This is a genomic window from Anaplasma phagocytophilum (assembly GCF_023476575.1).
GTDB classification, from domain to species: Bacteria; Pseudomonadota; Alphaproteobacteria; order Rickettsiales; family Anaplasmataceae; genus Anaplasma; species Anaplasma phagocytophilum_A.
The window spans coordinates 1-15831 of sequence record NZ_JAHLEX010000016.1 but is presented as its reverse complement, the minus strand read 5'-3'; the positions used below and the strand labels follow the sequence as shown (position 1 = coordinate 15831).

Here is a 15831-nt window from a genome sequence, read left to right as displayed (position 1 = left end):
GTACCTCTTTTTAAATCCTTAATTTCTTCGTAGACAGGATCATCTTCTTGCCCCTCAGCCCCCACAGTTGAATATATACTTTCAACAACTGAAGTTACTGCAGCTCCTGCTGTGGCATACAGACCTTCACCTTCTGGTATTCCCGGCCCCTCAGCCCCCACAGTTGAATATATACTTTCAACAACTTCTGTACCTCTTTTTAAATCCTTAATTTCTTCGTAGACAGGATCATCTTCTTGCCCCTCAGATCCTACAGAATATCTGCTTTCAACGCTCTCTGTAGACACCGTATCTAAGCAACTACTCATGGATGATAGCTCAGAGGAACTCTCAAAACTTGAAATAGATCCTAAAGAAGGAGTTCTATCGCCTGCTTCTTCAGGTGGCACATATGGAGGAAATCCCCCTGCGGGAATTTCAACGCGTTCAGCCAACATTGTGGCAACAGACTTTCCAAAAAACCACGGACGAGTATGCAATGATGGATCCGCAACATCTACCGGTGTTTTTCCCTCTACATTCACAACTGATACTGATACCCCAGCCTTTACTAGTATTCTACATGCTTTACCGAAACCACGCGATGAAGCCATATGCAGTAACGTATCGCCACTTGCAAGTAGCTGAGAATTAAGCAAGTCTCTAAAAGATGATGGTGACAAATGCTTTTGAGACTCTTTAAGCATCTGTAAAAAGCATTTTTCTGTAACACAAGGAGAAGATAAAGCTTCATGTAACGCCGTATATCCCATATGAGAATAGAGCGGATGACAGCTATCAGGACATTTTTTCGCAATTAACTTATATAGCTTACCGTCGCCATTGGCAGCTGCTATATGTAAAGCCGTCCTACCATTAGCATCTCTCTGCGTTGCTGGAGCCCCTTTGCTCAATAGCAATTTAGCTGTCTCCTGGTTGCCAGCAGCCGTTGCTAGATGCAAGGCGGGGTTTCCACTTTTATCCGTAGACCCAAGATCTGCACCCCTCTGTAAAAGGAAATTTACAATCTTATTACCCTCTTGAAGGTTACTTCCCTCATTTGCCGCTTGAACTGCAGCCGCTAAAGGGCTCATAGATCCGGTAGGAGTATTTATAGACGCCCCTGCATCTGCAACACGCATTAAATGCCTTACAGCTTTACGCCCGTGAAAGCACCCTCCTTGTATACCTAAAGAAAGAGCTGGTTCTGGAGACGCTTCTATATCAGCACCTGCTTTAATTAACGCTTTTACTACACCGTATTGACCATTCCTTAGCGCTTCAGCGGTAATAGTTGTCTCTATTCCTTCAGGAGTTGTAACCTTTTCATTTATATCAACCACTCCAGTAGTAATAAAATGCTCTAATGCAACTACTGCACCTTTTCTTACTGCCTCTACCACAACATGTTGCGGGTTAGGCTCATATTCCATTAACATGTCAAGTACTGCTGGCGATATTCTTCGGCCACTTGCTGCACGAATCGCATATACACCTGGAGTGGGAATACCATCCTGTGTAGGACCAGGAAACTTAGAATCTCTACCCTTCTTCATTGTACGTGAGTTAAGAGCAAGCTGCAGAATCTCTAAGTTTCCATCCCTTGCTGCGCAGTGTATTATAGTTGTACCATCATGTGACGGGGCATCTACGTCCATGCTATAACAGAGTAACATCGTCTTAACATCATCAGTGCTGCCTCTTTTATACGCAGCTACCACAGGCGTTTCACCTGTCACTGGAGATGGTAAATTCATTGATGGAATATTACGAGTGTTTTCAAGCAAAATCTGCAATTTAGCGCTTGCGCCTTTAGAACTTGGCTCATCCTCAACTATCATATGTATAGGCGCTTTGCCGTTCAACGCCAATGCATTTACAACCGACTCAGGAGTGCTTCTTACCACCTGCTCAAAAACTTCCGCTGTTGCTTTTTGTGCTGCAGCATGTATAGGTGCATTACCTAAAACATCGACACTAGTAAAAGGTTCTTCTCCACACCTATAACGTGCTTCATCTAATACTCTTTTCGCAAGAGAATCAAAATTTGGGCTCATATTAGAAGATACAAAATGCACCAGCGTTGTTGCATCTTCTGAATTGGGGCATGTGAAGAGAGATTTTACTTCTTGGGCACCTGAGCTGTACGCTCTATCTGCAATGTTAAGAGCCTCCGCGAAGATCTTCTCAGCCTCCGATATATGCCTTCTAATAACATACTGCACTGCACTTATCCCTTTTTGATCCGGGAATATTAGTGCCTCTGCACACTCGCGATTGCCCTCAATATTTGACGACACCGCTTCTTGCATTTTCTCAATGTATGGTAAAACATCCCGCCTTGGCCACAGCTTTGCAACAACGTGGCAAACGGTGTCACCAGCATTATTTGCCAGGCCAATATCACTAAACCTCGAGAGAAGCTGACCTATTTTCTCGTGATCCATACGCTCCGTAGCAATATGCAGCGGAGTATTTCCATCGTTTCTCTGAGCATTAACATCTGCTATAAAAGCTTTGTCGCATAGAACCTGAAGATTGCCTAGAGCGTGTTTGCCTACTAAAGCCGCAGCTGTATGTAATGGCGTATTACCATCTACATCCTTAATACCTAAAGAACAACCCTTCATCATGAGGACTGAAGTGAAAGATGGATCACTGCCTTCAACACATGCTAGATGTAAAACACTACGCCCTACCTCATCGATCTGCATGTTTGCATCGTCGTTACGTACAAGGTCTAATATAGAGAGAGCATCATACATCCTACCTTCTTTCGCAGACTGCTTAACGGCTTGTGTCATGCACTGCCTAGATACACCTGGGTCATTTATATCTGCTCCATACCACTGAGTACGAGCACGCACCGCTGCCGCACGTGCTTGTTCTGGAGTAAATCCGTGAGCATCTCTAATATTAGTGGCACATCCCTTATCAAGCAGAACGTTATAGAATATTTCATGACGAGACGTAGCTGCATAGTGCAGTAGTGTTCTGCCATGCAGATCAACGGAAGTATTAAGTCCTTCGGCAGAAATTCCCTGCAGGGATTCCGCAAAATTCTCATAACATCCTGTGATAATGGCTTTCAGAGCATTGCTGCTCTTTCTACTTTCTTCTTCTGTCAACATTGATGGGGCCTTTATTCAATAAAAAACACGTCTCACTAAACCCTATCTTAGCGCACGCAATCTGCCTTACAGATGCGTCAGGCGCCAGACCATTTGGTTTAAGAAATTAACCTAGAGAGACAAAGGATAGCGTAAGAAGTATTAAATTATTATAAAAATGCCCAACATATACAACCGGAACTATAAGGTTAATGGCGAGAAACCTGACCTACGGACAAAAGAAAAATGCCAGAATCACAAGTGGAATATTTTGCAATTCTGGGTTAACAGAAAGCCCAAATAAAACTCGGACCGTCCAGCATGCAGCTTATAACCACATGCACAGTTTTCTATAAGCAATCACTATGAAAATATAATAATTAAAATAAACATGACGGATAAATAAAGGATAGAAGTTAAGAATACACCTGTAATATCTATGCTTTTGTTCCTTTTACAAGATACATCCCCATATATTTATCAGGTGATGCTTTTCTAAAACCCTCAGTAAGGGCGAACATAGGTATCATCTCTCTTCTCTTGCACACGGGAATTTTTACTTCACTACTCGCGCACCCAAAAACTCAATGCTCCATTCTAGATCGACTCCTGTCTTTTCTTTTACAAGACGCTTTACTTCGCTGCCTAAATCCTCTATTTCAGCCGCACTAGCTCTTCCCATATTCTCTATAAAGTTGCAGTGCTTCTCAGAGACAATAGCATACCCAACTTGTAACCCTCGACATCCTGCTTCTTCTATAAGCGTTTTGGCTTCCGTATTACCTACATCTTGAAAGATATATCCAATAGACTTTCCATAGTAAATTGGCTGAGTTGCGTTGCGTTTTATGAGCAATTCACTCATTGTATTTCTTATAGTACTCAACTCAGCTGGATTACCCACAAACTTCGCTTCTACAAAAACCCATCTGCCTTCTAGAGCATGACTGCGACGCGAATACTGCATGTCATCTTTGTACAGCCTACAAATCTCTCCATACTCATTTACCGCAATAACCGAATGTAATATAGACGCTATATCCTTCCCATAACAACGTGCATTAGTGGCTATCGCGCCCCCCACTGTTCCAGGCATACCTACACAAAATTCAAAACCAGAAAGGGAGTTTTCTCTAGCAAATGCAGCAAGCTCGGATATAGATACTCCACATCCAACAGTAATAGTGTTGTCTTCGCATCTCATATCTAAAAACCCACGCTCTAGTCTTACCACAACATTGTTGAATACACCATCTCTGACAATAATGTTGGACCCCGCACCTATCGCACTGACTGTTAATGAAGTGTTCCTTAAAAAGGTCGCTAAATCATCTATGTCCTTTGGCTTAAATAGCAATGGTGCAACACCACCTACGCCTACCCAAGTTATGCTGCGCATTTTTACGCTTCTTTTATAAACTCCCCTAACTTTAGGAAGTTTATAACCTGTGAAGGTGTAACTCATTTTTCAACAATGTCCCCATTTCATATCCTGCACTTTCTGCATTTTGCTCCGCAAAAACCCGTTCTATAAATACCATGTTTCCGGCATCATTTGCTAACATACACTTCATCGTTATCATATCCATATCGATATACTTTGCCATAGCAGCAAGGGGAGTATTGCAAGACCCATCTACTGCCCTCATAAAGCTACGCTCCGCTAATACTGTAGTATACGACTTATGGCAGTTTAACTTCTTCAATATCTCAAGTATACTCCTGTCATATCTGCGACATTGGACACATATTGCTCCTTGACCTACTGCGCCCAACATAACTTCCGGCTGCAATACTTCCGATATCAAATTATCTTTCGATACCCTACATAGGGCAGCTTCAGCCAAAACAATACCATCACATTCACCCATCTGCATTTTTGATATTCTTGTTTCTACATTGCCACGCATGGGAATTATATCTAAATCTGGCCTTATCGCTAATAATTGCACCTTTCTCCTCACTGAAGAAGTACCGATTTTTGCATTCAATGGTAGAGAAGCTATACTGTCGTATTTAGATGATAAAAAAGCATCTAAAGCTGAGGCTCTAGGCAAAATACAGGGAATATCTAGGTCTTCGGAATATATGCTAGGAACATCCTTAGACGAATGCACAGCTACATCTATTATATTATCCAAAAGAGCTTCCTCGATCTCCTTTATAAACAGACCCTTACCACCGATATCATAAAGAGGCACATTCGTATTCATGTCTCCAGAAGTCTTTATGGTAATTATACGGGTTGATAACTCACTATAATTGGTTTCAATATCGGCTTTCACTATTCTAGCCTGCTGCATGGCTAGAAGGCTTCCTCTTGTACCTATTCTAATAACCATAACTATACCCAACGGAGCACTGCGGCATATAAATCAAATGAGTCCTTATCTTAGGGAAAGATGGATAAAACATGTAATAAATAAAGCACATACACCTAAAATCTTCCCAATACTTATACACATAACTTTGCTTTTACAGGCATAACGTAGAAAATTCAAAGAGCATATGAACAAAAATACTCGCTACCTCTCACCTTTATTAGCAACGTCATAGACTCTCTCTCAACGTCATAAACTCTCTCTCAATAAATCACCAGCAAGGAATAATGAACCACAAACCAATATGGTGGCGCTACGTCCCCTATCTCCAATATCAATAATCTTTTGTATAGACGCTCTAATATCCTCCTCAGCAGATGCAGGAATATCCAATTCGAGCGCACACTTTAAAATATCCTCAGCAGACTGAGCACGATACTCAGCCTTAACACATACAGTACATAAAAACCTAATGTGTTGCTTTAAAGGCTCCAAAAAAGCCTTACCATCCCTGTCTTTAGTCATTCCAAGTATGAGATAAACGTCCTCATGCTCCATATAAGCAGTTATCCAATCTCTCAAAGCTTCTGCCCCTGCAACGTTGTGGGCACCATCTAAAAACAATTTCCAGCACTTTGGCAACATGTTATAGAGGGCTCCTGAAGTAATTCTTTCTAGCCTAGCAGGCCATACAGCGTTTTCCAAACCCGCCTCTATGTCTTCATGACTTATTTTATATCCAAACTTCCCTGACAACACACTGCAGGCAGCTATTGCTGTGCCGGCGTTATCTATTTGATGATCACCTTGAAGCGCTGGAAGAGGAAAACTATACTCTTCAGAACTACAAAATATCATTCTATCAGCATCTTTTTTGCATGACCATTCTATATCTCCTCGATATATTGGAGCATGATTTCCAGCTGCATGATACTCTATCGTCCTACGAGCGGAATCGTACTTCTGAGGAGCTAAAATACAACTCACCCCCTCCTTAAGAATTCCTGCTTTCTCCCCTGCTATTAGTTCTACAGTATCCCCCAAAAAGCAAGTGTGATCATAGGAAATTGAAGTAATAATGCTCAAGATAGGCACAACTACATTCGTAGCATCTAGCCTACCACCCATGCCTACTTCTAATAACACTATGTCTGCATTAACCCGTGAGAAAGCAAGTAGCGCTGCCGCCGTTGTTGCCTCAAAAAAGGTAACCGTTATCCCATCGCACTTAGAGCGACATTCTTCTAAAATCTCATGTAAGTGATTGTCTGATATTTTATTCCCGTTAAGAACAATCCTTTCATTAAATTCAAGCAAATGCGGCGAAGTATATACGTGAACCCGCATCCCAGCTGTCTGTAATATGCTAGATAAAAACGCCATGGTAGATCCTTTGCCATTTGTACCAGCAACGTGAACAACTGGCGGGAGCTTATTTTCTGGATTCCCGATTCTACAGAGAATTTCTCTCATTCTGTCAAGTGTAAGACCTTCAGGTTTGAATTCCAAAACCTTAGGCCAATGTGGCATACATACCATACTCTCATAGCCGAAAATCACAAAATCAGAGCTATTGCCTCTACAAGCAACATATATGTAAAACCTACTATCTACGCATAAGAGCAGCAACTATATCGGAGCACAGCATCAAATAATAATTGATCTCTAAAATGCCCAGCGCACACATCTGCGCCCCTGTACTCTTCCTAAGTGCTCCCCTTCAGTAGCATTCTTATTATTTTTTTGCAATATACTCCTGCGGATTGTACGAAAATACTCTATGCACTTCAAGTGGTAGAGTGGAAAATACAGAATCACAAGTGCATTCACCAATTCTTCCCCACACCGCATAAAATGACTCAAAAAAATATTAGAAACCGTTGGCGGTAGACATTATGCTAGCTTACAATATATGCTTGAAAGATTTGACATGTAGCCACCTGAGAGTTGGCTTTTGAGATTAAATCCAGTTAATTATTCAACGGCATAGGATTATAAGAAAATCTTGCGCTTCACTAGAAAGTCTTAATACTGCCACACTAGAACAATTTGTATAAATATCTGGAAAGTATAGAAATGGCACAGCATTGTTTTGCTATGCATAAATCTTAAGTAACTAAAGCTTGAAGCATATTACATGACTAAATCGGTTGCCTTGCTCTCAAAGTGTGTTAACCTCCCATCACAATTGAGCATTTTTGTGGCCTGCTAAATATGGAGAAGGAACTATTAAAGCTTTCAATACTGGAAGCACATAATTGCCTCAAGAAAAAAGAATTTTCCCCTACTGAGCTTGTAGAAGCATACATAAATAAGATGGAGAATGAGAATCTCAATGCCTTTGTAACAAAAACGCAAGATATAGCACTAGAGCAAGCAAGAAAGGTAGAAAATCTACTACTTCAAGGTGAAGAAATAAGTCCGTTAGCAGGCATGCCTATAGGGGTAAAAGATCTATTTTGTACCGCAGGAGTACGGACCACCGCATGCTCTGACATATTAAAGAATTTCGTTCCCAGCTATGAGTCTACTGTCTCTCAAAACCTCTGGATCAACAATGCTTGCATGATGGGGAAATTGAATATGGATGAATTTGCTATGGGCTCCGCTAGTAGCTACAGCTGCTTTGGACCCGTGAAAAACCCATGGAAAGGTCCCGATGGCGAAGATCTCATACCTGGAGGGTCATCAGGAGGATCTAGTGCAGCCGTGGCAGGTCGTCTATGCATAGCAGCTATTGGTAGTGATACCGGTGGATCTGTAAGACAACCAGCTGCCTTATGTGGCATAGTAGGAGCAAAACCCACCTATGGGAGATGCTCTCGCTGGGGAATGATAGCTTTTGCAAGCTCGTTAGATCAAGCAGGGGTTCTTACCCGCACGGTTGAAGATGCCGCTATAATGCTACAGGCAATATGTGGACATGATAAAAAAGATTCAACTTCTTCCCCGGTGGATGCACCAGACTTCTTAAAACATATAAGTTACGATATAAAAGGAAAGCGCATAGGGATTGCAGGGGAGTATGCAATTCCTGAAAACAAGGAACGGGAATGCGTCTCAGAAATGTGGGCAGAAAACTTAAAGTACTTGCAAGATTGTGGAGCTGAGATTGTAGACATAAGCTTGAGTCATACGAAGTACGCACTGCCTGTATACTACGTTATAGCATCATCTGAAGCTTCGTCTAATCTGGCTCGTTACGATGGAGTTAGGTATGGAGTTAGAAGAGAAGGTGAAAGCATAGAGGATATGTACGAGCTGACGAGAAGCTTGAATTTCGGAGAAGAAGTCAAACGTAGAATTCTTATCGGAGCGTATGCTCTCTCCTATGGGTGCTATGATGCATACTACGATAAATCACAAAGAGTCCGTCGTAGAGTTATGCAAGACTTCGATGAAGCCTTTAAAAAAGTAGATTGCATACTGACTTTAACAACCCCGAGAAATTTCATTGGAATGGAAGAAAAATTAGGAATGATGGACAGGTACTATAGCGATGTCTTTACCGTACCTGCAAGCTTAGCGGGGCTTCCAGCCATCTCTATACCCTCAGGCCTAACAAAGCATGGCTTACCTATGTCATTACAAGTCATAGGTAAGCACTATGATGAAGGTGAAATTTTTAATGTAGCTGCGATTATACACAAGCGTACTGGTGATCTCCTAAAGCACTTACATAATCTTTTAGATTCCTAATCAAAGCTAAGACAGAAGAAATCACTACGGTCCGATATATTTGTGTGTCGAGAATTCATAGATTTGGGTAAAATTATTCTCTAGTTATGTCAAGAAAAACATATCTCAAACCGACTGCCTACTATCGTAATGCCATGGATAGGATACATTATATTTCCGTTCTCGAGATAATACCAAAAGCACCCTCGTTGTAATCTTTTGTAGGAAACCTAATCAGAATTATTCCATATCTACAGGAGTTCTATACTTATAGAAGTTATATACCCAATGAGCGGTATTAATTCTGAAACGTAACATAACGGTACCCTGTATGTAAAAACTCACACTTTAGATGCCATTCTGAATATTGATAGTATTTAATCTTTAGCGTCTTGAGGTTGGGTTTCTAGATATCTTTCTCCCTTTTTCTAACTTGTTAAGCTTTTTCAGTACAAACTCAAGGGTTTTAAAATGCCTAACATCATATAAAAAGCTATATTAGATCTCAATTGGGAAGTCACAAATGTGATCTTTTTACTGGAGAAAGAGCAATATTACTATTATTGCATTTGTATACTCATTAGGTATCTGTATAGCAGCCAGAGCACATTAGATCCTTGAGCCAACAGTAATCTCAAACCTTTATTAGATTGGCTATTACGAAACGCTTCTATCAAGACAAAACTTCAAGAGCTATGGGTCATCTGATCCACATTCTATGTGTAAGATATTCCCGCGATTGAAAGTATAATATTCTACAAATGAATTACATGTTCATTCCTTAGACTTACTTCTTGAGCCCTTGCCATTCTTTTGCTTTATCCCAAAGTCCAAAAATGTTTAATACCCTAGCAACGGAATGGTCTACTATATCTATTATGGATTTAGGGTTATGATAAAAAGATGGTATAGGTGGCGCGATAATGGCTCCGATTTCTGTAAGTGCAGTCATGTTTTTTAAATGCCCCAAATGAAAGGGAGTTTCCCTCAGCATAAGCACCAGCTTTCTTCTTTCTTTTAAGGTTACATCTGCAGCCCTAGTTAGCAAATTCGATGCTGCGCCCGATGCGATTTCCGACATGGTTCTCACGGAGCATGGTGCAACAATCATTCCTGCAGTGGCAAATGATCCGCTTGCTATAGACGCACCTATATTCTCGCAACTATGATACTGATAGCACAGGTCTTCTTCTAACTCTTTCAGTGTAATTATATCAGCACATTCATGCATTAGTGTCAGTTTTGCAGCATTACTTATCACTAGATGCACTTCAACATCTGTATTTTTAAAATGCTGAAGTAAACGTACACCATAAATAGCACCCGAAGCGCCAGAAATTCCAACTACTATTCTCACCTCTTCCTCATGCAATGAAAATTAACGTCTAACACGCAGAAATATACGTACTTTCTTTTTGATAAAGAAATAGCAGAACACAATCTTATACAAGTTCTATAACTACTTGCACCACAGCATTACTATCTTATTCCATATAATTTAGAATGGATTTTAGGGAATATAATACACACAATACGAAGCAGCACAAGCTCCTTCTCAATAGAAGCACTTCTTGATAAGATCAAAAACCACTTTTGTTTTAAGAAACTACTTTCATTTTAAAAAACCGCCCTCGTTTATATTAAGGTATAAAAGCCAAATTATCCATGAATAATCAAGCCTTTTAGATTAAAAAAAACCTGATTAAAATTCAGGAATAACGCTCACCAAAAAACAGAACTCGACCTAGAAAAATGCGTATTCACTGCCCTAAATTTACAATGGTTCCAAAATCTCCCTAAAACAAAAAGAACTTGTACTATCAAGGATAGCAAAGAACAGCAATCAGGAAAATATGCAGATTGGCAAGTGCAACAAAGTTTATAAACAAAATATATTATGACCAAACAGGCTGATGGCCTCAGCAACGTGTTCTTCCAAGATCTCTTCACTACAAGACAAATCCGCAATAGTCCTCGCTACTTTTAAGATTTTAGCAGAATCTCTATTGGAGAGTTGATTCTTTTCAAAAACTTGTTCAAGCAATCTCCTTGCATCGCTACACATATACGGTATTACAAAAGACTCAACGTCATGTGCTGATAAAAAAGCATTTCTCTTCGTAGCATCTCCATACCTGTGCTCTTGAAAAAGCCTTGCACTAACTACCCTTCTTTTCATTTCTGATGAATTTTCTTTCTTGCTCCCTGTTGTTTTCGAAAACACGCTTACATTTCCCATCTCCACTTTAATGTCTATCCTACTCAATATTGGACCGGAAATTCTCCTTTGATATTCTATTGCGCATTTTGGCGCCCTGGAGCATCTCCTACTCTGATCATTGATATACCCACATTTACAAGGATTCATTGCTGCAACAAGTTGAAAATTTGCTGGATAAGTAATATGTGAATTTGCTCGTGCTATCACAACACTTTTATCTTCTAAAGGCTGCCGTAGAGCTTCTAAAACACTCTTGGAAAACTCAGGCAATTCATCTAAAAACAAAATACCATTATGAGCCAAAGTAATTTCACCAGGGTGTGCGCGCATCCCTCCTCCTACTATAGATGGCATAGACGCAGAACTGTGTGGCTCTCTAAAAGGTCTCGAAGTGATAAGATACTCAATCCCACTTTGAGTAATGCTGGAAATAACATTTATTGCAATTATCTCTTCGGGAGTTAAATCAGGTAAAATACCGGAAATTCTTTTTGCGATCATAGACTTTCCTGTACCAGGAGGCCCAATCATAAGCAAATTATGCCTTCCCGCCGCTGCTATTAGCGCTGCACGTTTTGCGATTTCTTGCCCTAATACATCTCCCATATCCATTATTAAAGTTTTACTTTTAATATAAAATTCTTTTTCCCCACTATCAGAGGTATTATAAAATTCTGAAGAGTCAGTATTCGCAGAATAATGATTATTACTAAAGTAATGCACAAGATTAGATAAATGCCGCGGCCCCAGCACTTCTAAACCCTCAATGAGAGACGCCTCTCTGGCATTACCATACGGACATATTATCCCTTTCGATCTATTTTTAGCACATACCGCTGCAGCAAGAACTCCTTTTACCGCTGTGATGCTGCCATCCAATGAAAGTTCCCCTAGCATTATGTAGGAAGAAAGCTTTTCCGATTCTTTGATAATCTTCATAACAGCAAGTATGCCCATAACTATGGGGAGATCATAATGGCTGCCTTCCTTAAATAGACTCGCTGGAGATAAGTTGACCGTAATACGTTTTAGCGGTAAAGGAGCTTTGATAGACGTTAATGCAGCTCTTATTCGCTCACGTGACTCTGCAACAACCTTATCGGGCATACCCACAATATGAAAAGATGGCATACCATTTGCTATATGAACTTGCACAATAACATCCACAGTACACACACCAACGAATGCCACTGTATTTACATCTGCAAGCATTTTAAATGTGTTGTTAAAGCAGTAATTCTTAGCAAGAAATAACTAAAATTCCCAGTAAAAAATATTAAATTATTAATTATAGAAACATGGTACTCTTGGTATATTTTGATAATCTGGCATATTGTATTGTGTTGAGCGTTACAAAACGTAGTATTGTAACAAACCGTATGCTATGTGTTATGAAGGATGAAAGTATTACAACATTTCTATTCTCTCGTTCAGTTTGCGATTATTATCAGCCTTGCAAGCAAATGTGCATATTGTGGTAGCATATCACATACTAATTCATCTTCATTCTCTACAAAGGCAGATTTGAGGTTTTGCTTCGGTATATATAAAGACGGGAGTGAATATTTATTACATCTTTTTAAAACAAAAAAGAAACAATCTTCCTCTGATACTTCTGAAACATCAACACCTAAAAATGAGCATGAAAATAAGGCAAATGTTGTACACAAAAACTACTCCGCATTGGCAGGAATCAGCTATGTTATTTCGACTCCATCACTGGGAAATTTCGCAGCAGGAGTTGGGTATTCCTATCGTGTTACTAAGCTTGAATTTGCCTCTTTCCAGGAAACAAAAGAAAAGATAAAACGCGATTCTCTTCCATATGCCGAGCTATTTTGGGAAAAGAACGGTATACTGCTATTAGAAAGCCTTGCTTTCCGTGTAGGGTCGCGTATTTCTATAGACAAAGGGAATGGGGTTCCGTGTAGTATTAATTTCGGAATTAAGTACAAAATAGGTAGCATCACGTCGCTATACGCAGGTGTTTTTATAGAGGCTAATTTTCCACACCTAAGTGGAGTTGATTTTAAACAGGATAGTACTCTGTATGAATCTATTGGTATTGAGTTTACAATCTAACAATCAGCATATCCATCACATAGAGTTGAGTTCGCTCTGATATGTTGAGATTTGGTAGAGAAATTTTCTATCTTTTCTAAAGTTGCTCTCATGCTTTTATAAGATCGGGATAGTATGCAAATTATAACGCCGACACTTCTAATATTTCTCTTTAAAAGTTATATATAACCTATACTTAATAAACCTATTTTCTCTGGCAATTCCCTGAGTATAAACTCAGGTTTTAAATAAAACTATACGTTGTATTTATAGTGCTATACTAAACTATACAGCAATGTATAGCCGAAGCTGTAGCTCTTGTCTTGACCGCAAGTATTAATTTATGTTATCTAGGACGCAGTGGTGTGTGGTACGATATATTTTAGTGTGTGGCAGATGCATACGCTTAGTGGCGTCGTCTGTGTTCCTTTTTAATCATTGAGATAACAAAACAATGCGGAAAATAGTTGAAGAGATTACAAATGAGATATTGCGTCCTGATGGTCAACGTGACGTAAGGGTAGTTAATGAAGTAGTGGTAAGGGCGATCATCCGTGCGCTCTTCAAGGGAATGGCCCCAAAGTATATCCTTAGGGTACACCCTACTTTTCATGGGCTGAGATATTCCTACGATGTAACTACGCCGGGTGCCGAGATTGGTGTGCCACGTATGAGAGAGGCTTGTGCCATAACTGCCTTGAAGAGGTCTATTGCTACTAAAAAGGGTTCAGAGGATCTGTGTCGTTATTTGGTCGCTATTTGCGCTTTTATGCCTCAGGAGAGAGATGCGGTGTTACGTAGCCTTCTATCGCCGTCTTCACCTGCATATGCTCTTCGTGAAGCTGTGCTGAACTCGTATAGCTTTATAGACGCAGTATTACGTCATAGTGTAAATGGGGAGCACATTGTAAAGTGGGATGAGGTGTATAGAACATGCTCTCACGAGATTTTAAGGGCAATGTCGAGAATGTCAGATTCTTCCTTGACTGCTGTTGCGTACGCCCTATACACAAGTCGTACTTGTATGAGCATAACTAAGTATCGTGATGATTTACTGAGTTTACTTTCTACAGATGAGCCTCTTGATCCTGACTATGTAGCAATCGTGGCTGAGAAGCTTCGCTTGTTATCCAATTTTAATCCTCACTTGACGAAGCACTACAAGATTCGTAGGGGTGTCTTATGTGGTGGGTCAGGATCTAAAGCAACTCTTGTATTTAGTCGTGTTGCACTCTTAGCATCGTTGAAAAATGATGATGAATGGCCTCATATTGTGAACAGTAAGGTTAGTGCTCAGATTAGGAGAAGCTCGGCGGTAAGTGCGGAAAAGCTGTTAATGGTCAGTATGTTGCTGAATAATGAAATTGGAATAACTACTGACAATGTGGGAGCTATGCTCTTTAATAGTGGAAGGGTTGGATATTCTTTTTATAGGAGGACGTCGTTTGCGTTGTTGAAGATGGGTGGCACTTATCATAAGTTGTCGGATGGCCTGCTAAGCTCTGCTGAAGGTAGGGAACTTGTTGATTTGCTTCTTGAGAGTCACCATATGCGTCAGAGATGTAGTTTCGGTGTAGACTATGAAGCGCTTGCGGAGGAAATTAGGCGCTTAAGTGATGAAGCAGTGGAAGGTGGGATGCTGCTATCAAATATAGTTAGTAACATATGCGAAGGGGTGTGTCGTCAGGATACCGATAGGAATAAGGTGATGGCTCATGCGAAGGAAATAGCTTTGCTGTTATTTGAGCGGATAATGTTCTTGCGTGATTTTGTGGATAATCCGCAGTATAAGGATCTCACTGAATTTATCATGCAGTCCAGTACGCTGGATACTTACGTAGATTTTAGAGGTTTCCTTGAGAGAAGGGGCGTGGGCGAAGGTGTGGAAAGGAGGAGAAGTCGTCGGGGATCGCGTGTGATGAAGACTGAGGTAAGGCCTGTAAGCAGGTATTTGAATGGGGCGATGTTCATGTTCGGTGTTTTTCTTGCTGCATGTGCTGCCCTTTGTGTGTTATACGCCCTGGGCATATATCTGCAACATGGAAGTGAGGCTATACCTTTTGAGAGTATTGGACGGTTGTTAGGTGTAAGTTTGAGTATACAATCCGTTTTCGTGCTTGCTTTCGTGACTGCAACTTTAGGTCTTCTCTGTATATCTTTCGCGTGTGTGAATATGAGACAGGATGCTGAGGTAGGTTGTGAAGGTGAGGCTTCGTTATTTCATGGTGGTAAGGAATCTGGAAACTATGATGGTATAAATTTGAGAGAAGAGCATGCCTTGAGTGCTAGTGATATGAAGGCTATAGATGCTATTGGGTGCATCGGAACTGCTTCTGCTATAGGTACGATGGAGGGGACTGCTAACGAGAATGAGGAAGGAGAATATGTAGATGTTCATGCGTCGGGAGGTCGTAGTAGTAGGATAGGTAGAGGTCAGGGGATAGGAGTGGTGTAAACTTCT

9 protein-coding genes are annotated in these 15831 nt (G+C 40.5%); 3 read left to right on the top strand and 6 right to left on the bottom strand.

Annotated elements, in window-relative coordinates:
* The 4 genes from KPX09_RS01630 to KPX09_RS01615 form a co-directional block, all read right to left on the bottom strand.
* Positions 1-3110 (bottom strand): ankyrin repeat domain-containing protein (locus tag KPX09_RS01630; protein WP_249548660.1); only part of this gene is annotated, 3110 nt, incomplete at its 3' end.
* A gap of 535 nt (positions 3111-3645) precedes the next feature.
* The gene (gene murB / locus KPX09_RS01625) at positions 3646-4554 is read right to left on the bottom strand and encodes a UDP-N-acetylmuramate dehydrogenase (RefSeq protein WP_275973580.1); all 909 of its coding nucleotides are present in this window, start codon (positions 4552-4554) and stop codon (positions 3646-3648) included.
* On the bottom strand, positions 4529-5431 hold the full coding sequence (hemC, locus tag KPX09_RS01620; protein ID WP_249548658.1) for a hydroxymethylbilane synthase: 903 nt from the start codon (positions 5429-5431) through the stop codon (positions 4529-4531). Before hemC ends, murB begins: the two co-directional genes overlap by 26 nt.
* A 228-nt stretch (positions 5432-5659) precedes the next feature.
* Complete coding sequence (locus KPX09_RS01615) at positions 5660-6949, bottom strand: bifunctional folylpolyglutamate synthase/dihydrofolate synthase (RefSeq protein WP_249548661.1); 1290 nt, start codon at positions 6947-6949, stop codon at positions 5660-5662.
* A 675-nt stretch (positions 6950-7624) separates the two neighbouring features.
* On the opposite strand from KPX09_RS01615, the gene gatA reads away from it, so the two are divergent.
* Complete coding sequence (gatA, locus tag KPX09_RS01610) at positions 7625-9109, top strand: Asp-tRNA(Asn)/Glu-tRNA(Gln) amidotransferase subunit GatA (protein WP_249548657.1); 1485 nt, start codon at positions 7625-7627, stop codon at positions 9107-9109.
* 766 nt (positions 9110-9875) lie between these two features.
* Here the strand turns inward: gatA and KPX09_RS01605 are convergent.
* Entirely contained in the window at positions 9876-10445 is a 570-nt protein-coding gene (locus KPX09_RS01605) for a UbiX family flavin prenyltransferase (RefSeq protein ID WP_249548656.1), read from the bottom strand.
* A 522-nt stretch (positions 10446-10967) separates the two neighbouring features.
* Positions 10968-12521, bottom strand: a complete 1554-nt coding sequence (locus tag KPX09_RS01600; protein ID WP_249548655.1) for a YifB family Mg chelatase-like AAA ATPase — start codon at positions 12519-12521, stop codon at positions 10968-10970.
* 186 nt (positions 12522-12707) lie between these two features.
* Here KPX09_RS01600 and KPX09_RS01595 point away from each other — a divergent pair, with 186 nt between their 5' ends.
* Both KPX09_RS01595 and KPX09_RS01590 read left to right on the top strand, forming a co-directional pair.
* A complete protein-coding gene (locus tag KPX09_RS01595; protein ID WP_249548654.1) occupies positions 12708-13391 on the top strand; it encodes a hypothetical protein in 684 nt (227 codons plus the stop codon).
* A gap of 433 nt (positions 13392-13824) precedes the next feature.
* Positions 13825-15825, top strand: a complete 2001-nt coding sequence (locus KPX09_RS01590; RefSeq protein ID WP_249548653.1) for a hypothetical protein — start codon at positions 13825-13827, stop codon at positions 15823-15825.
* Positions 15826-15831 lie beyond the last annotated feature (6 nt).

What these genes read in the sequence shown, in the direction of transcription:
- KPX09_RS01615 (WP_249548661.1), bottom strand. Translation starts at nt 6,949, where the DNA reads ATGGTATGTATGCCACATTGGCCTAAGGTTTTGGAATTCAAACCTGAA.
- murB (WP_275973580.1), bottom strand. Translation starts at nt 4,554, where the DNA reads ATGAGTTACACCTTCACAGGTTATAAACTTCCTAAAGTTAGGGGAGTT.
- KPX09_RS01595 (WP_249548654.1), top strand. Translation starts at nt 12,708, where the DNA reads ATGAAAGTATTACAACATTTCTATTCTCTCGTTCAGTTTGCGATTATT.
- KPX09_RS01590 (WP_249548653.1), top strand. Translation starts at nt 13,825, where the DNA reads ATGCGGAAAATAGTTGAAGAGATTACAAATGAGATATTGCGTCCTGAT.
- gatA (WP_249548657.1), top strand. Translation starts at nt 7,625, where the DNA reads ATGGAGAAGGAACTATTAAAGCTTTCAATACTGGAAGCACATAATTGC.
- hemC (WP_249548658.1), bottom strand. Translation starts at nt 5,431, where the DNA reads ATGGTTATTAGAATAGGTACAAGAGGAAGCCTTCTAGCCATGCAGCAG.
- KPX09_RS01600 (WP_249548655.1), bottom strand. Translation starts at nt 12,521, where the DNA reads ATGCTTGCAGATGTAAATACAGTGGCATTCGTTGGTGTGTGTACTGTG.